The sequence below is a fragment of the Dietzia sp. ANT_WB102 genome, from assembly GCF_008369165.1.
Classification (GTDB): domain Bacteria; phylum Actinomycetota; class Actinomycetes; order Mycobacteriales; family Mycobacteriaceae; genus Dietzia.
On sequence record NZ_VOBA01000001.1, the window covers coordinates 1,839,170 to 1,863,466 of the forward strand.

Here is a 24,297-nt window from a genome sequence, read left to right on the forward strand (position 1 = left end):
CGAGACCCCGTGAGACGAAACCCTCTGTTCAGAAACATCGTTGCGCCAACGCTGAGCGTGGTGGTGGGGGTGGGCACCCTGGCGGGGTGCACCGACGCCACTGGCACCACGACGGCGGACCGAGCCGAACCCCTCGAGGTGACGATCGATGGCGACACCTGTCCGGTCTCACCCGCGCAGTCGGCGTCCGGCACCACGCGGTTCGAGCTGACCAACAACGGCTCCGAAGTCAACGAGTTTGAGATTCTCGCAGACGACAAACTCCGAGTAGTGGGGGAGAAGGAGAACCTCCAGCCCGGCACGACGACCCCGTTCACCATCGTGCTGGAACCGGGGACCTACTACACGGCCTGCAAGCCCAACATGGTCGGGGAGATCACCGGAATCGCCGAGTTCACGGTGACCGATTCCGGGCAGACGGTTGCGGAGACCGACGATGTGCAAGGGCAGAGGGGCACGGCCGAAGCTGACTACACCGCGTACGTCCGCGATCAGGTGGGCGCGTTGCTGGCCGGCACCGAGGAATTCACCGGGGCCTACACCGCCGGTGACCTCGACCGGGCCCGCGAGCTGTATCCGCGGGCGCGCATGCACTTCGAGCGGATCGAGCCCGTCGCGGAGGCGTTCGGCGACATCGACCCCGCGATCGACCTGCGCGAAGCAGACTCACAGGACACCGGGGATCCGTGGACCGGATGGCACGTCTTGGAAAAGGACCTGTGGCTGCCCGCGGGACAGCAGCCACTGAGTCCCGCAAACGGTCGCGAGATTGCCGAGTTGCTGGACCGCGACACCCAGAAACTCTATGACCTGGTGCACGCCGACGACTTCGCGATCAGTCTTGACGAGATCTCCAACGGCGCGATCGCGCTCCTCGAGGAGGTGGCCAGCACCAAGGTCACTGGAGAGGAGGAGACCTTCTCGCACACCGACCTCTACGACATTCAGGCCAACGTCGAGGGCGCGTCGGTCGCCTTCGGCATCCTCCGCGAACTCGCCGAGCAGGAGGATCCCGATCTGGTCACCGAGATCGACTCCCGCATGACGTCGCTGACCAAGATTCTGGATGGCTACCGCGATGGCGCAGACAGTTTCGTCCCATTCACCGAGCTGGACGTGGCAGAGCGCAAGCAGCTTTCCGACGCCGTCAACGCGCTACGCCGACCGCTGGCGATGCTGACCGACGTCGTGGTGGGCTGACCGTGGAGCCTCTAAGCCGACGCACCGTGCTCGCGGCCGGCCTCGCGGGCGGGGTCGGGGCGGCGGCCGGATTCGCCGGAAGCCGTGTCACCGGCGGCGCCGATGGCGGCCACGGCACCCAGACTCTGATGTACCCGTTCCGGGGGGAGCACCAGCAGGGCATCACCACTCCCGCCCAACAGCAGATGCATCTCACCGCCTTCGATGTGACCACCGACGACCGCGACGAGCTGATCGCCCTGCTCACCGCGTGGTCCCGGGCGGCGGAGAACCTCACCGCCGGGCTTCCGGTTGGGGCCCTGCGGGTCTCCAGGTCGGCGCCGCCCGCCGACACCGGCGAGGTCCACGACCTCGACGCCGCGGGGCTCACCGTGACTTTCGGGTTCGGGCGCACACTTTTCCGCGATGACGACGGCACCGACCGCTTCGAGCTGGCCAACCGGCTCCCTGCGCCCTTGGCCGAGGACATCCCCCGCATGGCGGCGGAGAAGATCGACGCAGGCCGCAGCGGGGGAGACCTGGTTGTCCAGGCGTGCGCCGAGGACCCGCTCGTGGCTCTGCACGCCATCCGTAACCTCACTCGGATCGCGTTCGGCACTGCCACCGTCAGGTGGACGCAGCTCGGGTACGGGCGCGTCTCGTCGACCGGCGCGCGCCAGACCACCTCACGTAACCTCTTCGGCTTCAAAGACGGCACCGCGTCGCTGCGCGCCGACCAAGAGGATCTGCTGAAGGACTTCGTGTGGGTGAATGACGACGACGACGCTGGCGACTGGATGGCTGGCGGCAGTTACCTGTGTGCGCGCAAGATCAGGATGACGATGGAGGTGTGGGACGAGCTGTCGATGCTCGAGCAGGAAAAGACGATTGGTCGCGTCAAGGTGTCAGGAGGCCCGCTCTCCGGCGGCGAGGAGTTCACGGCGGCGGACTTCACGGCCCGCACCGGGAGCGGCGATCTCGCGATCCCCGAGGACAGCCACATCGCCCTGGTGCACCCGAGCCGCAATGCCGGGGTCCACATGTTGCGTCGCGGGTACAACTACACCGACGGCTCGGATGAACTCGGCCGGCTCGACGCCGGACTGTTCTTCATCGCCTTCGTGCGTGATCCGCGACGACATTTCACGCCGGTGCTCGCCCGCATGCAGTTCGATCGGCTGACCGAGTATCTGCAGCACCTCACCAGCTCGGTGTTCGCGATCCCGCCGGGAATGGCCGAGGGCCACACCTACATCGGGCAGCAGCTCTTCGAGGCGTCCTAGTCGTCGTCCGCCTGCAACCGGGCCACCACGTCGGCCATCGCTCCATCGTGGCCGGGGTTACCCGGCATCGCCAGTGTCACCCCGGCGGTCATGCCGTCCGGCAGGGGCGCGAGCCGCCCACGGATCGCCTCCGCCAGTTCGCTATACCGGGCGGTGAGCACGATCGTGTCCAGGACGTCGTCGGTGACCACCTGCGGCAGCCGGTCCCACTGCCCCTCCCGGACAAGGGAGGCCAACTCGCGCTGCAGGTCGGGGAAGCCGTGCCGTTCGAGCGCCCCGCGGTAGGCGGGAGTGGAGTAGAGGAAGGCGAACAGTCGGCGGCGTTCCTCGCGTGCGGCGGCCAGGTCGGCGTCGGTCTCCCCGGTGATCACCTGGAGTCCGGTGACCACCTCGAACCCGGTCAGTGACCTGCCCACCCCGGCAGCGCCGTGCGTCAACGCGGGCAGGCACGTCCCGGTGAGGTAGGCCGGGTCCGCGGTGGTGGGGTGGGTGATGAGTCCGTCCGCGTCGGCCCCGGCGACCTCGAGCATGCGCGGCCCCACCGCGCCGAGGTAGATCGGCGGCACCGCGGTCTGCTCGTCCGGGCCGGGATTGAAGTAGGGCTGCAGCCGGGTGAGGCGGTAGTGGCGCCCCTCGAACGGCGTGAGCTCGCCGGTGCGGAACGCCGTAAACGCCGTCCGGAGAACATGGACGTACTCGCTCATCCTCGCCGCCGGCGCCGACCACGTCATCCCGTACCGGTCCTCGATGTTCTGCCGGACCTGAGTGCCCAGGCCCAGCTGGAATCGGCCCCCGGATATCGACGACAGATCCCAGGCGGAGTACGCGGTTGCCATGGGGCTTCGGACGAACGCCAGCGCGATGGACGTCCGCACGACGAGCCGGTCAGTCGCCTGCAGGGCGAGTAACGCTAACAGGAACGGGTCGTGCACCGTCTCCGAGATATGCAGGCCGTCATACCCGGCAGCCTCGGCCCGACGGGCGAATTCCGCGACGGACGTCGGGGCGATTGCCGGATCGGCACTGGTGTAGACCTTCATCAGTCCTGTCTACCGGCACCGGCTCACGAGTCGAGAGCGCGCCCTCGTCGTCGTCGGATCCCGCTGGGGGCGCACACAATTCTGTGCTTGCAGTCGACACCCGTCGACTTCGGAGTAATCTACTCGCGTGGCTACCCTCACCTCGTTCCCTCGTCTCATGTCTCCCGGCCGGATCGGCCCGATGGAGACGCACAACCGCATCGTGCTTCCCGCCATGGACATGAACGTGTCCGAGGACGGTGAAATCGAGCAGCGGGAGATCGACCACTACGCCGCCCGCGCGGCCGGGGGAGCAGGTCTGATCATCACGGGGGCGTGCGCGATCGCGTTCCCTGTGGGGGCAGCGTCGATGAAGGAGCCGGGCCTGTCGGATGACAAGTTCATCCCGGGCCTGAAGGCGCTGGCGGACGCGGTGCACGCGGCGGGTTCCAAGCTGTGCGTGCAGTCCACGCATCACGGCAAGGTCGCGCGCGTGGACGTCGCCAACGACCGGCCGGTCATCGCGCCCAGCGTGCAGGACTACAGCTACGACATGTCCGCTCTGGCCGACAGCACGCCGGAGGAGTTGGCACGGATGGGCGCGGCCACCGGCGGTAAGCAGATGGTTTTCAAGGAGATGGACGACGCTGACATCTCCTGGCTCATCTCCACCTGGGCCGATGCCGCCGAGCGGATCGCCAAGGCCGGCGCCGACGCGATCGAGATTCACGCCGCCCACGGGTACATCCTCGGTGTGTTCCTCAACCGTCGCGACAACAAGCGCACCGATGGCTACGGCGGGTCGCTCGAGAACCGTGCGCGCCTGGCGTGTGAGGTCATCGCTGCGGTCAAGGAGCGGGTGGGCAACCAGCTCGCGGTGATCGTGCGGGTGGCCGGGGAGGAGTACGGCCAGGACGGCGGGTTGACCCTGCCCGAGGCGACCGAGGCCGCGGTGCTGTTCGAGCGCGCGGGCGCCGACGCGATCCACGTCACCGGCTGGGGCCGCAACCCCTTCAACAACTTCACCGACGGCCCACTGCCCGACACGATCGGCGCGTACGTGGACAACGCCGCAGCCATCAAGAAGGCCGTGTCGATCCCGGTGGTCGGCGTGGGCCGCATGCTGCCGGAGGTGGCGGAGAAGGCGATCGACGACGACAAGGTCGACTTCGCCGCGATGGGCCGGCAACTGCTCGCCGATCCGAACCTGCCCAACAAGCTGGCCGCCGGGACTCCCGAGCAGGTGCGGCCCTGCATCAACTGTTACCTGTGTGTGGCCGAGAACTTCTTCGACGACACCCCGTTCTGTGCGGTGAACCCGGCGCTGGGTAACGAGAAGCTTCTGCCGCTGACGCCCGCACCCAAGCGGCAGCATGTCGTGGTGGTGGGCGCCGGACCCGCGGGAATGGAGTCGGCGCTGGTGCTGACCGAGCGCGGGCATCGCGTGACGGTGCTCGATCAGGCCGACCGGATGGGCGGCACCATGTGGTTCTCCACCCTCACCACGCCGGCAAACGAGCCGCTGATCCGTTTCTATGAGGCGGAGGCCAAGCGTCTCGGCATCGATGTGCGGCTGAACACCGAGGCGACGCCCGCGTCGATCCGTGCGCTGGGCGCGGACCGCGTGATCGTGGCGACCGGCGCGAAGCGCCCCGCCCCGACCATCCCGGGCGGCGGCCTACCGCACGTCCACACCGGTGATTCCCTGCGCGCCACCATGCTGGGCACCGCTACAGCTGACGAGGCCGGGTTCTTCCTGCGGATGGCCGGACGGCTGGGCAAGCTGTCGACCATCACCAAGCGCCCGTCCTGGATCCGTCGACTGACCAAGATCGCGCTGCCGATGGGCAAGAACGTGGTGGTGATCGGTGGGTCGCTGGTCGGCCTGGAGCTGGCTGAGTTCCTCGCTGAGCGTGGCCGCAAGGTCACGCTGCTGCACGAGTCGCAGCAACTCGGGCTGCCGCTGGCGATGCCGCGCCGCTGGACTGCGGTGCGTCACGCCCGCGAACACGGTGTCGATATCCAGCGTCAGGTGGAGGTCACCCGCATCACCGAGTCCGGTGTCGAGTGGACCACTGCCAAGGGAGAGGCGAAGTCCGCCCCGGCCGACATGGTCGTCTACGCCGACGGCACCACCGCCGCCGCCCCGCTCGCCGACGAACTCCGCGCCGCCGGCATCGACTGCGAGGTCATCGGCGACGCTGGCGACGTCGGCTACATCCACGGCGCAATCCACTCGGCATGGAAGGCCGCGACGGTCGGCTGAGAGGTAATCCAGAGTCCGGCTCGCGTCACCCCGAAGGATGCCGTTGTGCCACGGACGGCAAAGGCGGAACTATCGACCGAGCTCCCTGCGTAGGAAGTCGACGGTGATGGCGCGAGCCTGACGGCTTTCCGGAGTGAGCGAATTGAGGACCGGGAAGGCGTGGACCGCCGAGTGCCAGCGATGCGTCTCCACTGAGCGGCCCGCATCGTGCAGCTGTGCGGTCAGCGCGAGTGCCCCGGCCTCGATGAGCTCTCCAGCCGCCACAGTGATGAGCGTGGGAGGGAAGAACTCCGGATCGACGTCCAACATCGATCTCTCGCCACGCAGGTGCTCGGACTGCTGCGCCCAGAGCGACTGCACGCGGCGGGCCGTGCTCGCCGGCTGGTAGGCGTCGCGGCGGAACCAACGGCCCTCGCGCACGTCGCCGTCGAGGTCGACCAACGGCGAATAGCCCACCACCGCAGCAGGCCTCCGGACGCCGTCCAGTGCGCTGAGCTCGCAGATTTTCGCGGACAGGAACCCGCCGGCCGAGTCTCCGGCAACAACGATCCGGTGCCCGTCCGGCAATCTATCGGACAGTGCCCGGTAGGCGGAGTAGGCGTCCTCGACCACAGTCCCCAGGTCAACCTCCGGCAATTTGCGATACCGCGCAGCGTGCACCGGTGCGCCCAGGTCGGTGGCGAGTCCACTGCACACGCGGCGGTGAGTGTCGGGACCGCAGAACACGAACGCGCCGCCGTGAAGGTAGAGCACTGCGAGGTCGGAAACGCCGGCTGTGCCTCCCCGAGAATCTGTGGCCGCCGGTGCCGTGGTGACCACTGGGACACCTCCCAGTTCCCCGCTATCAACGCGCACATCGGGGGAGTGAGGCAGCCGGGCGAAACCGCGCTCGACTGCCGCGAGCCGCCGGATGCCAGCCTCGGTCAGCGGCCACGCCCGGTACACGTTCCGGAGCGTGGCCCGCGCGCCCCAATACAGTGCGCGGGACTCTGGACTGGGCGAGCGGTGCGTGATGATCGGGCCAGACAGTGCGGCTCCGGAGGCCTGCGCGGTCATCCTCGGGACAACTCCTGGCTCTGGTGCAACTTCTTCTGAACCCGGCGTCCCTGAGCGGCAAGCAGCGGCAGCGCGGCCACCCCTAGTCGCGGGAACGCCGCCCCGAGCCGCGCGATCATCCCGCGCCAGGCAGGCAGCGCCGTCACGGCCTTGGGTGAGTCGAGTACCTTGCCTACGGCTCTCACGACATCCTCAGGCTGGAGAAGTACGCCGGAAAAGGACAATGCAGCCTGCGGATCCTCCAGCTTGTCGTAGAGCATCGGCGTCCAGATGCCGTCGGGGCACACGCACGAGATGGCGATGTTCTTCACCCCGGCAAGCCGCAGGTCCGCCGCGGTGCTGCTGCTGAACCCCAACACCGCGTGTTTGGACGCTGCGTACACGGCCTCGCCCGACACCGCCGATAGTCCGGCCAGCGAGGCGATGTTGATGATGTGCCCACCGCGACCCCGCATGGCGTCGATCGCGGCGACCGTGCCGTTGATCGTGCCCAGCGCATTCACGTTCAATTGCAGCTTGCGCAGGTCCTCGGGTTGCTCCCATGCCGGGCCCGTGTGCAGCACCCCGGCGTTGTTCACCCAGACATCCAGCGACCCGGCGGCGGCGATCAGCTCATCACGAGCACTCTCAACCTGTGCGTGTTCGCGCACGTCGACCACAGCCCACAGCGCACCCCTGCCGATTTCCGTCGCAGCAGCAGCCGCGGTGTCGGCGTCGAGGTCGGTGACCATGACGAGGTACCCGCGATCGGCCAGGAGCTCAGCGATCCCACGGCCCAACCCGCGACCGGCTCCGGTGACGAGAGCGGCGGGCTTCGTCGTCGTCACTTCTTGTCTTTCAGGCCCGATTCGATCTGTCCGTACTCGATCCCGCCATGACAGTACGTGGGCACGACCGGCCAGAAACGCTTCCACGGCGCGAGCTCAGTGGACGGCAGGATCTGCAGCCAGCGCGGATCGTCCGTGCACGGATCCGCCATGGTCTTCTCCTTGATCATGGAGTCGTACTGATCAAGGGCGTCTTCGAGGGTGTTGGCGTTGGGGCAGATCTCGCGACCGAACTGCTCGTGGTAGCTGCGCACGCCCGGAATCTTGGAGAGCTCGGGCTGCCAGTTGTCCAGAGAGATACCGTTCTCCGACGAGACCCACACGCCATCTGGAGTGTTGACGACCAAGGAATGGTTGCCGTCGGTGTGACCGGGCGTCCACAGCAGCGCGATGCCGGGGCCCAACTCGATGTCGCCGTCGAACAGCGCGAACTTGTCCAAGTCCACACCCTCGAGGCCGTCCTCCACGTACCAAGCCCACTGCATGGGATGCAGGCTCTCCAGCGTGGCAAACTCACGGCGGTGCGTCAGTATCTTGGCGTCGCCGAACAGCGGCTCGCGCGGCGAGGCCTCACCGGGGATGGTCTGGCTGGAACCCAGGATCATCCGCGGATCCTGCACATGTAGGTGGTCAAACGTGCAGAAGTCCACGTCCTCTGGACTAAGTCCCACTTTTGCCAGCGCCACGTCCGGCTCGTTGAAGTACTTGAGGATCACCTTGCTGGCCATGGCCCCGAACGGGATCTTGTCGACCATCTTCTGCAGGTTGGAGTAGAACGGTGCCTCGGCCGAACCGGCGGGGACGGTGGGCTCAAAGACGAGTGTGCGGGGTCGCCCGTTCCAGTCGTCGTACTGCACCACCACCATCCGGTTGATCATGGTGATCAGCGGCAGGCTGGGCACGCTCACGGCGTTGTCGAACGCGTATTTGACCGGGTACGGTGCGCCGGCCACATCCACCGACTTCACCGCGCGCACCTGGCCCTGCTGGACAAATCGCTTCTTGTATTCGGTCGCTGCCGCGCGCACGGCCTCCAGCCGATCGCCGCGGGGCCAGATGTCATGGACGCCGTCGAACTCAGGGATTGACCGGGCCCCGATCTGCTCGAGGGTCCGCTTGGTGTCCTGCGGGTCGGTCATGTTCTGTTCGGTCGACTGCTGCTGCGTCGTCATTGCCACTCCTTGACGGGAGACGTTCTTCCGTTTGTTCCAGCATCCGACGTTGGGCAGGACAAAACTTGTTTGCACGCGACAGTTTGCGGGTACACGATCCACGATGCTGCCCGCGATCTCAGCAGCGACCTCAGAGGTGGTCTAGCGTCTCCCGCGGAGCCGGAGCTCGCCGGGGGAGATGCCAAACCACCGCCTCACCGCGTGGCTGAGCGTGGACTGTTCAGTGAAACCCACCAGGTCGGCGATTTGGATGAACGACAGGTCGGTGGTGGTGATGAACTGGTACGCCCGATCCCGTCGTAGGTTGTCCACCACCTGTCCGTACGTAGTGCCGGCGACGGCGAGGCGGCGCTGGAGCGTCCTCGGGTGGAGCAGGAGCTGGGCGGCCACCTCTGCGACCGAGGGGATCGGGCCGGGAAGGCTATCGCGGACGGCGCGGCGCACCTGGTTGGCCACCGTCCGTGTGGGGTCCGAGTATTCGCCCGTCAGGTGATGAAGGGCAGCCAGGCGGATCTCCTCGTCGGCGGTCGCGAAGGAGGTGTCCAGGCTCCGGCGCTCTACGCATAGAGCGGCCACCGGGCGATCGAACTTCACATCGGCACCGAAGAAATCGAGGTAGCGGATGGTCGGGGATAACGGCCCGTGCGGAACCTCCACCGATCGCAGGCCCGTCGCCCGGCCGAGAAGCTGCACCGCCACCCGATAGAACAGGCCCAGCCCCAGCTCGAGCGCCTGCGGGGAGTACGGCGATTCGGCCAGTTCCTTGCGGTAGGTCAGGGCGATCACCCCGCGTCGACCCCACGGATCACGGTCGATGCCGATGTTCAGGACAGGGCTGTGGACAAACATGAAACGCCCGGCATACTCCAAGGCCTCTGTGGCTGTCACTGACGAGCGAATGGCGTGGGCGACGGGGCCGAGGATCGTCAGGTCCTGCCGCTCGGCCAGCCGTAGTCCGAGGTCGGGGCATCGGAGCTCGGCTGCGGCGGCATCCAGCATCCGGTCATGGTCGGTAATCGATAGCAGTCCGTCGTCGCTCTCCAGGATTGCTCGGTCGATGCCGAACTCAGCCAGGAACGCGTCAGGATCCCCGCCGAGTTCGGACACGAGACCGGAGAACCCGCGCAGGCTGGCGGCCCGGATCAGCGGCTGCACGGCGGCTCGAGGGTGGTCACGCCAGTCAAGATAGCGGTGCGCGAGGTGATCCCGCAGGTCCTGAGTCTTGGCGTCGAAGGGGGGGCCACGTGTGTCAGCGCCCGAAGAGTTTGGCGAAGAAGCCCTCCTTGGGCTCGCTAGCGTGGCCCTGGCAGCGGTCGGCACGCGGCACGCCGGACATCACCTGGTCGACGTGCATGCCGCAGCCAGCCCACGTCGTCTTTCCGCATTTGCGGCACTTCACAGCTCTGCACATGGGGTTCTCCTCGTTGATGGTCGGCGTTGATGGTCAGCCTGGGATGGGGTCCAGGGGTCAGTGGCTTGCGCCCCAACCGAATCTTATACCCATGGGGGTATGTTTGCCACGGGGTGCAGCTTTTGGGGTGTCGGGAAAGCGAGAGGAAGCGCCTCGCGTAACGGGGATCACTCCGGGCTGGGCTGGGGTCCGAACTCCGCTAGAGTGCGAGAGTTCCCGCGCGCCGTGCCCCGTGCCCCGTGGGCCCCGAAACTCTTTCTCCGCAGCACGATTTTCCTAAGGACGACCCGTGACGTCTGACGCCGCCGTTAAACCGCAGGCCAGCACAGCTTCCCAGCCCCTGCCGGCCGCCACCGTGCAGTTGATCGCGCTCCTCGTCGCGGCCGCGTTCGTGGTGATCCTCAACGAGACGATCATGTCCGTGGCGCTGCCCCAGTTGATGGTGGAGTTCGCCGTCACCGCAGCCACAGCGCAGTGGCTCACCACCGCCTTCATGCTCACGATGGCTGTCGTCATCCCGTTCACCGGCTGGCTGCTCGTTCGCCTGCCGCTGCGGTCCGTGTTCGTCATCGCGATGAGTACGTTCACCTCGGGCACCCTGCTGGCGTCGCTGGCCGTGGTGTTCCCCATGCTGGTTGCCGGTCGTGTCGTCCAGGCGGTCGGCACCGCCATCATGATACCGCTGCTCATGACCACCGTGCTCAACGTGGTGCCCGCCGACCGTCGCGGCCGCACCATGGGCGTCATCTCCATCGTGATCGCCGTCGCCCCCGCCGTCGGCCCCACCGTGGGCGGGCTGGTGCTGGACGTGCTGAGCTGGCGCTGGATGTTCTGGTCGGTGCTTCCTATCGGACTGCTGGCGCTGGTGGCCGGCGCCGTGCTCATCAGGAACGTCACCGAGCCCCGGCCCATCCCGCTCGACATCTTCTCCGGCGTCCTCTCGGCGATCGGCTTCGCAGGCCTCATCTTCGGCCTCAGCTCCATCGGCGAGGCCGCCAGCGACAACGCCCTCATCTCGCCCTGGATCCCCGTGGCGATCGGCGTGGTCGCACTGGCCGTGTTCGTCTGGCGCCAGCTCTCGCTCAAGGACTACGCACTGCTCGACGTGCGGGCGTTCGCGTTTCCGACCTTCACCGTGAGCCTGGCCCTCATGCTCGTCTCGATGATGTCGCTGTTCGGCACCCTCATCCTGCTGCCGCTCTACATGCAGCAGGTCGTGGGCACCAGCACCCTGAACTCCGGGCTGGCGCTGCTGCCCGGCGGCCTGATCATGGGCGTGCTCGGCTGGTTCGTGGGCCGCGCGTTCGACCGGATCGGCCCCCGGCCGCTCATCATCCCCGGCTCCATCCTCGCGTCCGCCGGCCTGTGGGGGATGTACACGTTCTTCTCCGCAGACAGCTCGCTGGTCACGGTCGTGGTCTGGCATATCGTGCTCAGCGTGGGCCTGGCGTTCCTGTTCTCGCCGCTCATGACCTCCGCGCTCGGCTCCCTGCCGCCGCACCTGTACTCGCACGGCTCGGCTCTGCTCAACACCCTGCAGCAGGTCGCCGCCGCCGCAGGCACGGCGCTGTTCATCACCGTCATGACGCTGGGCATCGTCTCCGGCGCCGAGTCTGGCCTCGGCGACGTCGCCGCGCAGATGACCGGCGTCCACAACGCACTGCTGCTGGGTGCGATCATCTCGCTCATCACCGTCGCCGGCGTGTGGTTCGTCCGCAATAGCGCGCAAACCGAGGGGCCCGCCTCGGCGCTGCGGACCGAAGAGTCCGAGTCCGCCCCGTCTGCCGAATCGGAGGAGACCGCCTCGGCGTAGTCGGCCGAACGAGTCTCCGGCTCGAGGGCTCCCGGTTCGGGAACTTGGGTCATTCCGCTGCTGTTCGCCGGGGTGCTTCCTAGGGTTCACTCATGAGCGGAAGCGCGCGGTGGGCAGGGCATCCGACGATCATCCGGAGGGGGCTTTCAGTTCTCCTGGCGCTCGTCCTGGCGGTCGCGGTGGCTCCGCAGTCGCACCCGAGCGCTGCGGCCCGGCCGGGTGAGCCGGCCACCACGCCGGGCGCTGGCTTCCATTGGGGTGTCGCTACCTCGGGTTTCCAGGTCGAAGGCTCGAACCCGGACTCCAACTGGAGGCGGTACGTCGACGCGGCCGCGCCGACGGGCCAGGCCGACCCGGTCGGCGACGCGGTGGATTTTTGGAACCGCTACGAGGAGGACATCGCCAACGCCGCGGCGATGGGCGTCAACACCTTCCGGCTGAGCGTGGAGTGGGCGCGGATCGAGCCCGCGCCGGTGGAGTACGACGACGAGGCACTCAGACACTATGACCGGATCATCGACGCGGTCCGCCGACATGGCATGACCCCCATGATCACGATGGTGCACTTCGTCTACCCCGGCTGGCTCGCCGACGAGGGCGGCTTCCTGGGTCCCGGCGCGGTGGACTCGTTCGGCCGTTTTGCCGACCTCATCACCGACCGGTGGGCCGGCGACGGAACGATGTGGGTCAGCTTCAACGAGCCGATGGTGTTCTTCAAGCATGAGACGACCATCGGTCGGGCGGCCTTCACCGACTTCTCCCGCTTTCTTGACAATGTCGAGGCCGCCCACCGGCTCGGCTACGCTGCCGCCCACCGGGCCGACCCGGCTGCGATGGTCACGATGAACGAGGCCTACCTGCCAATGGCCACCGAGTTCACCGACACGCTGGTAGGGGACAGGGTGGCCGACGTTGTCGACTACGTAGGCATCGACTATTACTACGGGGTCGCGCTGAACAACCTCACGGCCATCAATGCGGCGTGGGACGACTTCGCGGCCGTGCGGCCGCAGCCAGAGGGGATCTACGAGGCGATCGCGCACTATGCGAACGCCTACCCGGGAAAGCCGATCTACATCGTGGAGAACGGCATGCCCACCCGCGACGGCGTCCGCGGCGACGGGATCGAGCGGGGCGAGTTCCTGCGCGACACCGTCTTCTGGCTGCAGCGGGCCGTGGCGGACGGGTACCCAGTGATCGGCTACAACCACTGGTCTCTCGTCGACAATTACGAATGGGGCGACTACTCGGCTCGGTTCGGGTTGTACCGGGTGGACGTGCTCGGCGACCCGACCCTGACGCGCCGGCCGACGTCGGGCGTCGAGGCCTATCGGGACATCATCGCGGGCGGGGGAGTGTCCGACGGATACCGTCCGGTACTGCCGGCCGCATGGTGTTCGCTTGCGACCATTCCGGACAGCTGCATCGGTGCGGTGTCGGCGGAGGGGCCGTTGGCGAAGCTGGCGGGATAGTGGTGGCTCCCGGCACGCCGGCGGAGACGCGCTCGACGACGGCGCCGGGATTACCTGCTGAACAGCTTGGCGGAGAAGCCGACCTTGACGGCGGGTGCATCGGCCTCGTGGCCCGGGCAGCGGTCGGCCTTGGGCACACCGGACATCACCTGGTCGACGTGCATTCCGCATCCGGCCCAGGTGGTCTTGCCGCAGGTCTTGCAGGTGGCGGGACGGCACATGATGGGACTCCTCAAGGGGTGGGGGTTGTCGTCGGCGTGGATGGCGTCGACCGCCAGTCGAGGATCCGACTGGCTGATGCCCCGAGACTACATACCCCCTGGGGTATCGGTCAACCCTGTAGATTCGGTGTGGCCTGCTCCTGCGGCGCGGGCGGGGTGGTCGACCTCGTCGTCGTTCGCCTCGGCACCCTCGGCGCGGCCCCGACTCCCGTCTTGATGTGCCACGGCCGCAGCCTTCTCTCCGGCGACGTGGACGACCTCCGCGACGACTGGGGCGCCAGCCTCGCCCCGACCTTCAGGGAGACCTACCAATGACGACGGGTTGGCCCCCCGCGCGAGCCGGCTCCGGTGTAGATAAGGATTTCTTTGGCGGAGGGCGTGCGGAGGAGTAATGTTCACATTCTCACCGCGCGTCGTCCTGTGGCCGCCGCGGGCACTTCACCTCCCTCGAAAGACCGCGAGCATGCCGATCGTCCTGCCCTCCATGGCCCGTCCCACCCTGACGGAGCCCACCTACCTCACGCCTCCCGTCTGGAAGCCGGTCCTCGCCTGGGCCGGCCTCGTGCTGGGCGGGATCATGGTGGTCGCGGCACTCGGAACGCTCGGCAGCGGTGTTCTCGAGTCTGTGGCGATGGCGCTCATCGGTCTGGCCATGGCCTTGCCAGGCGGGTGGTGGGTCTTCTGCGAGCGCGAGGACCGCACCCACGCCGAGGAGGACTTCCAACTCGACCGGCAAGCCGCTCTCGCCGCGCAGTCGATGGCCGGCTACGTCTCCCCAGACGCGCTGAGCCCGCTGACCTGGAACACACCGTTGAGCCCGTTCGCCCGGCGCTGGCCAGTGGTCGGCTCCGCCTCGGCCGCCATGCTCGTCGTCGGCGCGGCGCTGATGCCCACGCCCGCGCCCTCGCTGACCCCGGCCTCGAGCCCGGTGGCCGCGACCAGCACCGTCACCACCACGGCCCGGGCCGCAGCACCGACGACCATCGTGACCCAGACCCCCACGAGCTCACCGGCATCGGCGACCCCGGTCACGCCCGTCGCCGTCGAATCGGAGTACGCGCCCCGGCAGACCGATTCCCCCGCGCCCACGTACGCGCCCGCCCCGGCCCAGACGTACGCCCCGCCGCAGACCTACGCGCCCGCCCCGGTCGCCGAGCCGGTCCCGCAGGCGGCGTACTACCCCAACTGCTCGGCGGCCCGGGCCGCCGGCGTCGCGCCGCTGTACCGCGGGCAACCGGGGTACGCCTCGAAACTGGACCGCGACAACGACGGCGTCGCCTGCGAATAATCCGCGCCGCCTGCAACCGCGGGCCGTCCCGGCACTGAAAACCTCGTCGTCGTCGTTCGGGTCGCCGCCGCAGGCGCCCCTATCCCGTCGACTCCACGTCCCCCGGGAGTGGTTCCCCGACCTGTCGTGCCGATCGGGCAAGATGGGCGACGGCGTCGGGAACACACAGGTGAGCCCGCGCGTTGCACATGTACGAGTGATTCGTCGGTGACCCGGCGGGGACTCTCGACCAACGACCTTCCCCGACAATTCCGAAGGGACCTCGATGCGCACCAGCAGCAACCCGGTCTTCAGTTCACTGTCCACGGACAGTGCCCGCAGCGCCACCCACCTCGGTGGTGCGGGCCGAGGCGCCTTCCAGCAAGGACAGTACGGCCAGCAGGGCTTCGGCGCCCAGGCCGGCTACGGTGCCCCGCAGGCGCACCCGCAGTTCGCCGCCGATACGCGGCCCATGACGATCGACGACGTCGTCGCCAAGACCGGCACGACCCTCGGTCTGCTCAGCATCGTCGGCGCGATCGCCTTCTACCTCATCACGATGAACCCGGGGCTGCTGTTCCCGTTCATCCTGGTCGGCGGCATCGGCGGCCTGATCACCGTTCTGATCGCCACCTTCGCGCGCAAGATGGACTCCGCGCCCGTCACACTGACCTACGGCGCCCTCGAGGGGCTGTTCGTCGGCGCGGCGACGTACCTGTTCACGATCGATCTGCAGGGGACCGGCGGTGTCCTCGGCGCGGTGGGTGCCGCGATCCTCGGCACCATCGGCGTGTTCGTGGGCATGCTTTTCGTCTACAAGACCGGCGCCGTCCGCGTGACGCCCAAGTTCACCCGCTTCATGTCCGCCGCGATCGTCGGCGTGCTGTTCGCGGCCCTGGGCAGCATCGTGCTGAGCCTGTTCACCGGATCCAACCCGCTGTACGACGGCGGCCCGATCGCGATCGGCTTCACCCTGCTGTGCATCGGCCTGGCCGCGTTCAGCTTCCTAATGGACTTCGACAACGCCGACCGCCTCGTGCGCGCCGGTGCCCCGTCCAAGATGGCGTGGGGCGTCGCGCTCGGCCTCACGGTCACCCTGGTGTGGCTGTACGTCGAGATCCTCCGCCTCATGAGCTACTTCCGCGACTGACCGACGCGAGCTGTAGCGCTGCCTGACTGATCAGGGCAGAACAGGCCCCGGCGAATCCAACGGCCCCGGCCCCCGCGAGGGGAACCGGGGTCGTCGGCATTTCGGGCAGGTCCTCGAGTTCCAGCGCCCGGTGCTTCGCTGAGTGGTCACATCGCGTCACATCGGCCCAGGAAAAGTGGTGTCGGATTCAACATTTGTGACCACTCGAGGTCAAGGCACCGGGTGGGGGCGGAAATGCCGGTCAGCCCGGGAGCACGATGCCGAACCACAGGGTGCACACCTGGCGGCCGTAATCACCGAGGTCATCCGGCCCCGTTGTCACCCGCCCACCCCAGGGGTGCGCAGCGGGCGCCCACCATACGAGAAAAGCGTTCCGGACACCCTCCTCGGGGAAGGTGTCCGGAACGCTCCACGCGAGGCGACGCCACGCGGGTGGGGAACGACGCGGCGCGCGTCGCTGGCGCGGGGTTACACCGCGCCGGGTGTGATCAGCTGAGGCGCTCGAGCACCATCGCCATACCCTGGCCGCCGCCGACACACATGGTCTCGACGCCGAACTGCTTGTCCTTGTCCTGCAGGTTGTTGATGAGCGACGCGGTGATGCGGGCGCCCGTCATGCCGAACGGGTGGCCGAGCGCGATGGCGCCACCGTTGACGTTGAGCTTGTCCTCCTCGATGCCCAGCTCGCGGGCCGAGCCGAGCACCTGCACGGCAAACGCCTCGTTGATCTCGAACAGGTCGATGTCGGAGACCGACTTGCCGGCGATCTTCAGCGCGTTCTTGACGGCCTGGATGGGGCCGAGACCCATGATCTCGGGGGACAGGCCGGAGACGCCGGTGGAGACGATGCGCGCGAGCGGCGTCAGACCGAGCTCCTTGGCCTTGACGTCGCTCATGATGACGAGCGCAGCCGCGCCATCGTTGAGCGGGCAGCAGTTGCCGGCGGCGATGGTGCCGTCGGGACGGAAGACCGGCTTGAGCTGCGAAATCTTCTCGTAGGTGGTGCCGGGCCGCGGGCCGTCATCGGCGGAGACGACGGTACCGTCCGGCATGGTCACCGGGGTGATCTCCTTGGCGAAGTGTCCGCGCTCGACTGCCTCGACCGCGCGGTTCTGCGACCGCACGCCCCAGTGGTCCTGCTCCTCGCGGGTGATGCCGGTGATCTGCGCGACGTTCTCGGCGGTCTGCCCCATCGGGATGTAGACGTCGGGCAGCAGGCCCTTCTCACGCGGGTCGGTCCACACCTCGGCGCCACCCTCGGCACGCTTGTCGGTGATGGCCATCGCGTCGGCGAAGATCGGGTTCTTGGTGTCGGGGATGTGGTCGGCGGTGCCCTTGGAGAAGTTGGAGACCGTCTCGACACCGGCGGAGATGAAGACGTCGCCCTCGCCGGCCTTGATGGCGTGCATCGCCATGCGCGTGGTCTGCAGCGAGGACGAGCAGTAGCGGTTCACCGTGGTACCGGGGACGGTGTCCATCCCGGCGAGAACGGAGACGACGCGGGCCATGTTGAAGCCCTGCTCGCCGCCCGGCAGGCCGCAGCCCAGCATGAGGTCGTCGATCTGGGTGGGGTCGAGCGAGGGGACCTTGTCCAGCGCGGCCTTTACCATCTGTGCGGCGAGGTCATCCGAGCGGATGCCCACGAGGGAACCCTTGTTGGCGCGGCCGATGGGTGAGCGGGCGTACGAGACGATTACGGCTTCCGGCATGGAAAGCTCCTTCGTTGCGGGTGAGTGCTGGTGTGGTTGGGGTCAGTCCGGCGGGTCGATGTGGTCCCGAGTCGTGCGGGTCACTCCCCGGACCCGGCACCGGCGTCGGAGGGAGTCCGCGGCCTCGCGGGCATCGCCGGTGCTCTCGGGGTTACCGTCCACGCCCCCATTATGCAGGAACGTGTTCCCGTCGCCCGCGTCCACTCCGTCCTCGGCCGCGGTCGCGGCCCGAGCGGCGAGGTTCACCAATAGTCGGCGGGAGGCATCGTCGGCAATGGTCATCGGGCGTGTCGTCTCCCTTCGGCATGGTGACGTGAGGCCGTGCGGTGGCGTGCCGAGCACGGTGCGGCGAGCTCGCGGGCGTGCCGAGCCAACTCGTCGATCGCCCGCCGGCTCTCGGCGGGGCCCCGCGACAGATCGACCGGGTACTCCACGATCGAGATGTCCGTGTGCACGATCCGCCGCGGCTGGGGGGAGTCGTCGCGCCGCTGAGCCGGGTAGACGAGGTAGGCCCGCTCCACCCCGAGCGCCGTGCACGCGGCCAATAGCCGGTAGTGCTCGGCGGCGCGTGCTCGGCGGTCCGTGGGATACGTCGGTACGAACGTGGTGACCGGCTCGCCGTCGACCTCGTACACCAGACCCGTCCGCACGGAAATGTGGTCACCGTCGTCGGACGGCGCACTGTGACGCCCCGATGGGGAGTCGTCGGCCTCGGTACCGGAGTCCAGATTGACGACGGGGTTGTGCAGAAGCCGGCCGCCACTCCCGTCGAGGGCGGCCGTCAGTTCGGCCTCCACGAAGCGCTCGAACAGCGCCGGCATCTCGGTGACGAACGCGGCCGAGGCGGCGTGCCCGTCCTCGACCTCCACCGAGATCCGGCGGACGATGCGGTCCGCCAACGCGAGCGCGTCCTGGTAGCGGGCGTTGAGCCTGCTCGGTGTCCAGGTGGGCACGGGCGCGCCCTGACCGATGAGGGTGGCATCCGACAGACGGGCGTCGACCATGGCGAGCCGGCGGCGGGTGGTGTCGGGCAGTTCGGGCAGGAACTGCAGGCGGTGGGCGGCCGTGCGCAGGATGCGGTTTTCGGGGATGTCCGGGGTGAACTCCGAGTACGTGACCTCCAACGGAATGGTCATCCCCGGGTGCCGTCGGATCTGGTCACCCAGACGGATCCGGCCACGCACGGTGGTCAGCGCCTCGTCGACCCTGCGATACCCGCGGATCAGTCCGGCGGCCAACGCCTGGTGCGCGAGCCGGGCCATGGACTCGGCGACGGAGGACCACAGTTCGTCGTCGTCCCTGGCCTGAACAGAGGAGGGGAGGAAAGGGTCGTCGGCCGCGTGGTCGAGCAGGAAGAACAGCTGCGTCAACCCGAGGCTGGCGGCGGGCATGACGCGGACCGACAGGCCCTCGACACGGACCGAGCCCACGGCGCCACTGGGGATGAGTCGCCAGGTGTCGCGGCCGGCGGGAAGCACCTCCACCAAGCCGGTCTGGGACAGGTGCTGGGCGCCCTCCCAGCTCAGGGTGACGAGCTTGCCGCGGCGGTCGAACTCGTCGAACTCGAGAGTCATCGCCAACGCCGACGCCCCCGGGCGCGTCGAGGGTGCTGTCACGCCCGCCCGATCTTGCGGCGTAGTGCCGCGAGGCCGAACCGCTCGTGGACCTCGGCTCGGGTGAGCCGTCCGTAATAGTGCTCTTCGAGCAGAGGTAACAGGTCGAACCGCCAGATGGCCTCGAGCCCGCCTGGTTCGGTGGCCTGGTCCTTCATGAAGTAGGACGGGCCGATGCGCAGGTCGCGGTCGGAGTCGTCAATCTCGGAGTTCAAGGCCTCCAGCAACTCCGCCGGTTCGGTGGTCACGCCGCGGGCCTCGAGGTGACGGCGCAGCACACCCGCGACCGGCGGGGTGTCCGGGTGCAGCTCCATGAATGCGAACCGCCGCCGGATGGCCGCGTCGACCATGGCGATCGAGCGGTCGGCGGTGTTCATGGTGCCGATGATGAACAGGTTGCGCGGCAGCCGGAAGGAGGTGTCGGGGGAGTACTGCGGCAGTACGGTGCGGTCGCGGTACTCGAGCAGGAAGTACATCTCGCCGAACACTCGGGCCAGGTCGGCGCGGTTCATCTCGTCGATGATGAGGAAATTGGGATGCTCACGGCCCGACTCCGAGGTCGCCCGCGCGGCCTGCCGGCGCAGGGGTCCGGCCTGGAGTGCGAAGCCCGGCTGCCCCGACTCGGTGAGGGTGGGACGGTAGCCCTCGAAGAAGTCCTCGTAGGCGTAGCTGGGGTGGAACTGCACCAACTGGACGCGGCTGGGATCGTCGGGGCCGGCGAGGAACCGGGCCAGCTCCTGGGCGAGGAAAGTCTTGCCGGTGCCGGGCGGGCCGTAGAACACAATCTGCTGACGCTGCTGCAGGGTGTCGACGATCTCCTGCAGTTCCGCGCGGGGCATGTGGAGACTGTCGGCCAGTTCGTCGGTGACGTCGGGCAGGGTCGGCACGGCGCCGGCGGCGGGGGCTTCGATGATCTGCGCCTCGGTGGAGTGCCGGCCGGGGTGCATGGCGGAGAGCAGTGCGTCGAGACCGTCGGTGAGATCGACGACGGTTCCGGGCTCGCCGATCAGCTCGGACAGCGGACTGGGCAGGGCCTCCAGGTCAAGGGTGACGGCACTCCACACCACCGAGCGTTCGAGCTGCTGTCCGCCGTCATCGACGTAGCCGAGGTCGTCGGTGAGGGTGCCCAGGTGAAGCTTGGCGTCAGCGACGGTGGCCACAACGTCCTGGGGGTTCATCCGGGACAGGAAGGTGTACAGCTCGGCGGTGAGCTGGAACCGGGCCTGATAGTCCAGGTGCGGGTAGCCCTGCTCGACGGCCTGGGACACCTCGAGCCGGCTGGCGTGCGCGGGGATTCGAGGCAGGTGTGAGGCGGGCAGCGCGATGCGGTTCTGCGCGACCCACTGGCCGGCCTGGCCGACACCGCCGCGGCCGGGCCGCACGAGCCAGGCGCGCCGCGAGTGGTCGTCGCGGTGGCGTTGCCATTGGTTGGCCACGGACCCGCGGTACCAGTCGACGGGCTGGCCTAGCTGGGCGGACAGAACCTCGGAGATCCGGTGCAGGTCCTGGTCGATGTCTAGTTCGTCGATGCCAGACGGGCCGCCGATAAGGTCGGCGAAGGCGTCGCGGATGCGGGTCTTGTGCTCGTGCTTGACGATCGGCTGGAAATATCCGGGCCACACCAGGTATTGCAGGCTGTAGCGGATGGCCCGCCAGTCACCTGGGGTGGAGCGGGCGGCGCGTTGGAACTCCCACGGGTCCGACAGTGCGGCGTCGCGGACGGAGGCGTCGAGTTCGGCCCAGTGGATGATGAACGAGCACAACCACCGCAGGTGCTCCCGCATCTGCACGTTGAAGCCCAGGCCGCCGGTGAGTGGGCCCTTCTCGCTGAGGACCTCGTCGAGGTCTGCCGGGATCTCGGGTGCGTCCTCGATCCACGACAGCACGTCCCGGACCCGGCCGCGTTTGAGGCGGGCGGTGACAGTCGACAGGGGAAGCTGCTGGATGTAGAGCAGTTCGGCGGCGAGCAGGACCACGGGGCGTGCGGCACCCTCGAGCTGGTCGTGCAGCGACTGCATGACGGGGGAGCGGGTCGATCCCGCCCCTGCGCCGCTGGCGCTCTCCTCGGGATCGGCATCGAGGCGGCGGGCCAATTCCTCGGCTACCTCGGGGGTCCACGTGTAGAGGTCGTCCTCGAAGGGTGACTGGCCGGTCCGCAGTGCCGGTCCCAGGACCCGCCCGGCCGCCGCCTCGATAGTCGGGGCCGGGCCGTGGGGCCTGTCCTGAGAACGGTCTGACACGTGAGAACTCCTGCTACGCCGGGGCGGATTCGGGTCCGTCGTTATCGGCCCGACATTCGTGAAGAACCTACCACCGGTCCCCGTCGGAGCCGGTCAGCTGTGGTACGGCTCCGCAGTGACGATGGTGACGGAGACAGTCTTGCCGTTGGGGGCGGTGTACTCGCGGGTCTCACCGTCCTTGGCGCCGAGGAGGGCCTTGCCGAGCGGGGATTCGGGAGAGTAGATCTCCAGGTCGTCCTTGCCGGAGCCCTCGCCACGGGTACCGATGAGGAAGGTCTCCTTGGTGTCCTCGTTGCCGTTGTAGTAGGCGCGGACAACGGACCCGATGAGCGCGACGCCGGACTCGGTGGGCGTCTCGCCGACCTGGGCGTTGGCCAGCAGGTCGTCGATCGTCCGGATCCGGGCCTCTTCCTGGCCCTGCTGCTCACGCGCGGCGTGGTAGCCGGCGTTCTCCTTGAGATCGCCCTCTTCGCGCCGCTCGTTGATCTCGGCTGCGATGACCGGACGGTTGGCGATCAGCGCCTCCTTCTCGGCCGTGAGGCGGTCGTACGAGTCCTGGGTCAGCCAGTGGACCTGGGTGTCGTTCGCCATGAGCGCACTCCAATCTGTTCGCGTGCGTGATGTAAGAAAAACACGGCCCCGCGAAAAGGGAGCCGTGCTGATGGGGCGATTCTAACACAGGCACGACTGCCGCCGGCCGGTGTCGGCGACACTACCTGCGCAGGTAGTCGGGAACGTCTGCGCCGCAGCCGTAGACGTCGGCGGCGAAGGCGCGCTTCGTGGTGAAGACGGAGGCGTTGATCTGGATCGTGTCATTCTCCGACGGCGGGACGTACACCTCGCGTCGGCCGAGTTCGCCCTTGGACTCCTCCTGGGCCCGGATGATGCAGTAGGCGGGCGTGCTGGGCTCGTCGCGGGTGACGGTGAACGTCAGGTCGACCCGGGTGTCGTCGACGACCTCCACCCCGATCGCCTCGCCCTTGATGTCGGGCGTCTGGTTGAGCCGGTACACGGTGACGGCGCCGGCTGCGACGAGTCCGCCCACGAGCAGGGCGAGGACCACCGCGACAATTTTCCCGGTCACGTTCGAGCCGGTGTCGGCTGCGGCGTACCGGTCGGCTGGCGGGCTCACGGTGCGCTGCGACGGGGCGTCCGAGCTCGGCTCACTCATGCGACCAGGGTATCCGGGCTGCCCGCCTGCGACGGTCCGGGGGCGTACCCGGGCCCCGCCGGGGGCGCGGTGGTCGCCGACGACCATAGAATGATGCGGTCATCCACTCTCTCGAGAAGAACGGCAGGTGCGACGATGGCCGGTCTGCGGCTGATGGCGGTCCACGCCCACCCCGACGACGAGTCGTCCAAGGGGTCGGCGACCATGGCCAAGTACGTCGCCGAGGGCGTCCATGTGCTGGTGGAGACGTGCACCGGAGGCGAGCGAGGCGACATTCTCAACCCCGCGATGGACCGCCCTGACATCACAGCGGATCTGCCCGCCGTGCGGGTACGTGAGATGGCGCGCGCAGCCGACATTCTGGGGGTCGACCACCACTGGCTGGGCTTCGTGGACTCCGGGTTGCCGGAGGGGGACCCCAAGCCGCCGCTGCCGGAGGGGTGCTTCGCCCTTGTCGACGACGACGAGGCCACCGAGGCCCTGGTCCGCAGAATCCGCGAGTTCCGACCCCACGTGATGATCACCTACGACGAGAACGGTGGATATCCCCACCCGGATCACCTCAAGGTGCACTCGGCGTCGATGGCCGCCTACGAGGCCGCCGCCGACCCCACGCGGTTTCCGGATGCCGGCGAGCCCTGGGCGATCGCGAAGGTCTACTACACGCACGGCTTCCCCAAGAAGCGCCTCGAACTGCTGGATGAGGAACTGTTCGCCCGCGACGGCGTCCGCCATTTCGAGGACTTCCTGTCCCGACTGGGAGACCGTCCGGACATCATGGAGCGGGTCACCACACGGGTGGAGTGCGCGGACTACTTCGAGCAGCGCAACTCGGCACTACTAGCGCATGCCACCCAGATCGACCCCAACGGCTGGTTCTTTGCCGCGCCGGTGGAGATGCAGCAACGGGTGTGGCCCACCGAGGAGTTCGAGCTGGCCGCCAGCCGGGTGGGCTTTCCTCGCCTCGGTGAGGGAGAATACGAGTCAGACCTCTTCGAGGGAGTGGACCCGTACGTCGAGCTCCCCGTCGGACCGAGCACGAGTGAGGACCCACGATGATCACCCTGGGACCGGACGTCCAGATACTGGCGTACCAGTCGGCGATGGTCCTCGCGCAGAACCAGTCGCCCGGCACACCCGGATACGACGACAACCCGGTGGGACCGGAGTTCGGCAAGGCGTCGCCGATCGGCATCCCGGTGATCCTTCTACTGCTCATCGCGACCGTGTTGCTCATCCGCAACATGAACAAGCACATCAAGAACCTTCCGGAGAGCTTCGACGTCGAGCATCCCGAACTCGATCAGCTGGCCGACGAGGGAACCGACCGGGCGGGCGTGCCGCCCCTCACCGAGACCGATGGGCATCCGGACCCCCGCTGACCGCCTTTTGGCTTAGCCGTTAGCTACCGCAGGTACTGTTTGGACC

At 68.0% G+C, this 24,297-nt stretch carries 23 protein-coding genes; 10 read left to right on the forward strand and 13 right to left on the reverse strand.

Features of this window, described 5'->3' with window-relative positions; translation table 11 throughout:
• Nucleotides 1-9 precede the first annotated feature (9 nt).
• Entirely contained in the window at nt 10-1,200 is a 1,191-nt protein-coding gene (gene efeO / locus FQ137_RS08440; RefSeq protein WP_255583830.1) for an iron uptake system protein EfeO, read from the forward strand.
• Nucleotides 1,197-2,462: a Dyp-type peroxidase gene (locus FQ137_RS08445; RefSeq protein ID WP_149291989.1), complete on the forward strand. Its 1,266-nt coding sequence runs from the start codon at nt 1,197-1,199 to the stop codon at nt 2,460-2,462. The genes efeO and FQ137_RS08445 overlap by 4 nt, the downstream gene beginning before the upstream one ends.
• Here FQ137_RS08445 and FQ137_RS08450 read toward each other — a convergent pair.
• On the reverse strand, nt 2,459-3,502 hold the full coding sequence (locus FQ137_RS08450) for a TIGR03617 family F420-dependent LLM class oxidoreductase (protein ID WP_149291990.1): 1,044 nt from the start codon (nt 3,500-3,502) through the stop codon (nt 2,459-2,461). The genes FQ137_RS08445 and FQ137_RS08450 overlap by 4 nt on opposite strands.
• A gap of 157 nt (nt 3,503-3,659) precedes the next feature.
• Between FQ137_RS08450 and FQ137_RS08455 the strand changes: the two genes are divergently transcribed.
• Nucleotides 3,660-5,747 (forward strand): NAD(P)/FAD-dependent oxidoreductase, encoded by a 2,088-nt coding sequence (locus tag FQ137_RS08455; RefSeq protein WP_149292732.1) that lies wholly within the window; start codon nt 3,660-3,662, stop codon nt 5,745-5,747.
• Nucleotides 5,748-5,816: 69 nt separating this feature from the next.
• Here the strand turns inward: FQ137_RS08455 and FQ137_RS08460 are convergent, their stop codons facing one another.
• The 5 genes from FQ137_RS08460 to FQ137_RS15385 all read right to left on the reverse strand — a co-directional run bounded on the left by FQ137_RS08460 (nt 5,817) and on the right by FQ137_RS15385 (nt 10,213).
• Complete coding sequence (locus FQ137_RS08460) at nt 5,817-6,803, reverse strand: alpha/beta hydrolase (RefSeq protein ID WP_149291991.1); 987 nt, start codon at nt 6,801-6,803, stop codon at nt 5,817-5,819.
• The gene (locus tag FQ137_RS08465; protein ID WP_149291992.1) at nt 6,800-7,630 is read right to left on the reverse strand and encodes an SDR family oxidoreductase; all 831 of its coding nucleotides are present in this window, start codon (nt 7,628-7,630) and stop codon (nt 6,800-6,802) included. Before FQ137_RS08465 ends, FQ137_RS08460 begins: the two co-directional genes overlap by 4 nt.
• A complete protein-coding gene (locus FQ137_RS08470) occupies nt 7,627-8,802 on the reverse strand; it encodes a hypothetical protein (protein WP_149291993.1) in 1,176 nt (391 codons plus the stop codon). The genes FQ137_RS08465 and FQ137_RS08470 overlap by 4 nt, the downstream gene beginning before the upstream one ends.
• Nucleotides 8,803-8,943: 141 nt before the next feature.
• Nucleotides 8,944-9,957: an AraC family transcriptional regulator gene (locus FQ137_RS08475; protein ID WP_188064849.1), complete on the reverse strand. Its 1,014-nt coding sequence runs from the start codon at nt 9,955-9,957 to the stop codon at nt 8,944-8,946.
• A gap of 94 nt (nt 9,958-10,051) precedes the next feature.
• Complete coding sequence (locus tag FQ137_RS15385) at nt 10,052-10,213, reverse strand: hypothetical protein (protein ID WP_188064851.1); 162 nt, start codon at nt 10,211-10,213, stop codon at nt 10,052-10,054.
• A 289-nt stretch (nt 10,214-10,502) separates the two neighbouring features.
• Here FQ137_RS15385 and FQ137_RS08480 point away from each other — a divergent pair, with 289 nt between their 5' ends.
• The gene (locus FQ137_RS08480; RefSeq protein ID WP_149291994.1) at nt 10,503-12,026 is read left to right on the forward strand and encodes an MDR family MFS transporter; all 1,524 of its coding nucleotides are present in this window, start codon (nt 10,503-10,505) and stop codon (nt 12,024-12,026) included.
• Nucleotides 12,027-12,118: 92 nt separating this feature from the next.
• Nucleotides 12,119-13,498 carry a family 1 glycosylhydrolase gene (locus FQ137_RS08485; protein ID WP_149291995.1) on the forward strand — a complete coding sequence of 460 codons (1,380 nt, stop codon included), beginning with the start codon at nt 12,119-12,121 and terminating at the stop codon, nt 13,496-13,498.
• 50 nt (nt 13,499-13,548) lie between these two features.
• Here the strand turns inward: FQ137_RS08485 and FQ137_RS15390 are convergent, their stop codons facing one another.
• Nucleotides 13,549-13,719: a hypothetical protein gene (locus FQ137_RS15390; RefSeq protein ID WP_188064853.1), complete on the reverse strand. Its 171-nt coding sequence runs from the start codon at nt 13,717-13,719 to the stop codon at nt 13,549-13,551.
• A gap of 129 nt (nt 13,720-13,848) precedes the next feature.
• On the opposite strand from FQ137_RS15390, the gene FQ137_RS15570 reads away from it, so the two are divergent.
• From FQ137_RS15570 to FQ137_RS08500, 3 genes are all read left to right on the forward strand, one after another.
• A complete protein-coding gene (locus FQ137_RS15570; protein ID WP_255583834.1) occupies nt 13,849-14,034 on the forward strand; it encodes a hypothetical protein in 186 nt (61 codons plus the stop codon).
• A gap of 76 nt (nt 14,035-14,110) precedes the next feature.
• Nucleotides 14,111-15,007, forward strand: coding sequence for an excalibur calcium-binding domain-containing protein (locus FQ137_RS08495; RefSeq protein ID WP_223146497.1), 897 nt, complete (start codon nt 14,111-14,113; stop codon nt 15,005-15,007).
• A gap of 265 nt (nt 15,008-15,272) precedes the next feature.
• Nucleotides 15,273-16,136: a Bax inhibitor-1/YccA family protein gene (locus FQ137_RS08500; RefSeq protein WP_149291996.1), complete on the forward strand. Its 864-nt coding sequence runs from the start codon at nt 15,273-15,275 to the stop codon at nt 16,134-16,136.
• Between the two features lie 488 nt (nt 16,137-16,624).
• On the opposite strand, the gene FQ137_RS08505 is transcribed toward FQ137_RS08500, so the two are convergent.
• The 6 genes from FQ137_RS08505 to FQ137_RS08530 all read right to left on the reverse strand — a co-directional run bounded on the left by FQ137_RS08505 (nt 16,625) and on the right by FQ137_RS08530 (nt 22,869).
• The gene (locus FQ137_RS08505) at nt 16,625-17,845 is read right to left on the reverse strand and encodes an acetyl-CoA C-acetyltransferase (protein WP_149291997.1); all 1,221 of its coding nucleotides are present in this window, start codon (nt 17,843-17,845) and stop codon (nt 16,625-16,627) included.
• A gap of 42 nt (nt 17,846-17,887) precedes the next feature.
• Entirely contained in the window at nt 17,888-18,127 is a 240-nt protein-coding gene (locus FQ137_RS08510) for a hypothetical protein (RefSeq protein ID WP_188064856.1), read from the reverse strand.
• Nucleotides 18,124-19,461, reverse strand: a complete 1,338-nt coding sequence (locus FQ137_RS08515; RefSeq protein ID WP_255583838.1) for an McrC family protein — start codon at nt 19,459-19,461, stop codon at nt 18,124-18,126. The genes FQ137_RS08510 and FQ137_RS08515 overlap by 4 nt, the downstream gene beginning before the upstream one ends.
• Complete coding sequence (locus tag FQ137_RS08520; RefSeq protein ID WP_149291998.1) at nt 19,458-21,698, reverse strand: McrB family protein; 2,241 nt, start codon at nt 21,696-21,698, stop codon at nt 19,458-19,460. Before FQ137_RS08520 ends, FQ137_RS08515 begins: the two co-directional genes overlap by 4 nt.
• Before the next feature lie 93 nt (nt 21,699-21,791).
• The gene (greA, locus tag FQ137_RS08525) at nt 21,792-22,289 is read right to left on the reverse strand and encodes a transcription elongation factor GreA (RefSeq protein WP_149291999.1); all 498 of its coding nucleotides are present in this window, start codon (nt 22,287-22,289) and stop codon (nt 21,792-21,794) included.
• Nucleotides 22,290-22,410: 121 nt separating this feature from the next.
• Complete coding sequence (locus FQ137_RS08530) at nt 22,411-22,869, reverse strand: DUF4307 domain-containing protein (protein ID WP_149292000.1); 459 nt, start codon at nt 22,867-22,869, stop codon at nt 22,411-22,413.
• 135 nt (nt 22,870-23,004) lie between these two features.
• Between FQ137_RS08530 and mca the strand changes: the two genes are divergently transcribed.
• The gene (gene mca, locus FQ137_RS08535; RefSeq protein WP_149292001.1) at nt 23,005-23,928 is read left to right on the forward strand and encodes a mycothiol conjugate amidase Mca; all 924 of its coding nucleotides are present in this window, start codon (nt 23,005-23,007) and stop codon (nt 23,926-23,928) included.
• Nucleotides 23,925-24,251 carry a hypothetical protein gene (locus FQ137_RS08540; RefSeq protein WP_149292002.1) on the forward strand — a complete coding sequence of 109 codons (327 nt, stop codon included), beginning with the start codon at nt 23,925-23,927 and terminating at the stop codon, nt 24,249-24,251. Before mca ends, FQ137_RS08540 begins: the two co-directional genes overlap by 4 nt.
• Nucleotides 24,252-24,297 lie beyond the last annotated feature (46 nt).

Coding starts and splice junctions, on each gene's coding strand:
- FQ137_RS08450 (WP_149291990.1), bottom strand. CDS start 3,502: ATGAAGGTCTACACCAGTGCCGATCCGGCAATCGCCCCGACGTCCGTC.
- FQ137_RS08455 (WP_149292732.1), top strand. CDS start 3,660: ATGTCTCCCGGCCGGATCGGCCCGATGGAGACGCACAACCGCATCGTG.
- FQ137_RS08460 (WP_149291991.1), bottom strand. CDS start 6,803: ATGACCGCGCAGGCCTCCGGAGCCGCACTGTCTGGCCCGATCATCACG.
- FQ137_RS08470 (WP_149291993.1), bottom strand. CDS start 8,802: ATGACGACGCAGCAGCAGTCGACCGAACAGAACATGACCGACCCGCAG.
- FQ137_RS15385 (WP_188064851.1), bottom strand. CDS start 10,213: ATGTGCAGAGCTGTGAAGTGCCGCAAATGCGGAAAGACGACGTGGGCT.
- FQ137_RS08485 (WP_149291995.1), top strand. CDS start 12,119: ATGAGCGGAAGCGCGCGGTGGGCAGGGCATCCGACGATCATCCGGAGG.
- FQ137_RS15390 (WP_188064853.1), bottom strand. CDS start 13,719: ATGTGCCGTCCCGCCACCTGCAAGACCTGCGGCAAGACCACCTGGGCC.
- FQ137_RS08495 (WP_223146497.1), top strand. CDS start 14,111: ATGTTCACATTCTCACCGCGCGTCGTCCTGTGGCCGCCGCGGGCACTT.
- FQ137_RS08500 (WP_149291996.1), top strand. CDS start 15,273: ATGCGCACCAGCAGCAACCCGGTCTTCAGTTCACTGTCCACGGACAGT.
- FQ137_RS08505 (WP_149291997.1), bottom strand. CDS start 17,845: ATGCCGGAAGCCGTAATCGTCTCGTACGCCCGCTCACCCATCGGCCGC.
- FQ137_RS08510 (WP_188064856.1), bottom strand. CDS start 18,127: ATGACCATTGCCGACGATGCCTCCCGCCGACTATTGGTGAACCTCGCC.
- greA (WP_149291999.1), bottom strand. CDS start 22,289: ATGGCGAACGACACCCAGGTCCACTGGCTGACCCAGGACTCGTACGAC.
- FQ137_RS08530 (WP_149292000.1), bottom strand. CDS start 22,869: ATGAGTGAGCCGAGCTCGGACGCCCCGTCGCAGCGCACCGTGAGCCCG.
- mca (WP_149292001.1), top strand. CDS start 23,005: ATGGCCGGTCTGCGGCTGATGGCGGTCCACGCCCACCCCGACGACGAG.
- FQ137_RS08540 (WP_149292002.1), top strand. CDS start 23,925: ATGATCACCCTGGGACCGGACGTCCAGATACTGGCGTACCAGTCGGCG.